The sequence below is a fragment of the Pantoea sp. EABMAA-21 genome, assembly GCF_030053335.1.
In the GTDB taxonomy this organism is placed as follows: domain Bacteria; phylum Pseudomonadota; class Gammaproteobacteria; order Enterobacterales; family Enterobacteriaceae; genus Pantoea; species Pantoea communis.
This window is the reverse complement of sequence record NZ_JASGBX010000048.1, coordinates 1-461: the sequence shown is the minus strand read 5'-3', so window position 1 is coordinate 461 and position 461 is coordinate 1. Positions and strand designations below refer to the sequence as shown.

General features: G+C 54.9%; 1 protein-coding gene. It reads right to left on the bottom strand.

The genetic code is table 11. From position 1 onward, the window contains the following. Positions 1-461: GTP-binding protein (locus tag QMZ65_RS25185; protein WP_283216949.1), on the bottom strand; the 461-nt coding region annotated here is incomplete at both ends.

The following is a 461-nucleotide window of genomic DNA, read 5'->3' as shown; positions in this document are numbered from 1 at the left end:
ACGATACCGCGCTCAACACGACCGGTTACAACAGTACCACGGCCTGAGATTGAGAATACGTCTTCGATTGGCAGCAGGAACGGCAGGTCGATTGCACGTACTGGCTCTGGGATGTAGTTATCCAGGTGACCAGCCAGCTCAATGATCTTCTCTTCCCACTCAGCAACACCGTTCAGTGCCTGCAGAGCAGAACCGCGTACGATTGGAGTATCGTCGCCTGGGAAGTCGTAAGCTGACAGCAGATCGCGAACTTCCATCTCTACCAGTTCCAGCAGCTCTTCATCATCAACCATGTCGCACTTGTTCAGGAACACGATGATGTAAGGAACGCCAACCTGACGACCCAGCAGGATGTGCTCACGGGTCTGTGGCATTGGGCCATCAGTCGCAGCAACAACCAGGATCGCGCCGTCCATCTGCGCAGCACCGGTGATCATGTTTTTCACATAGTCGGCGTGGCC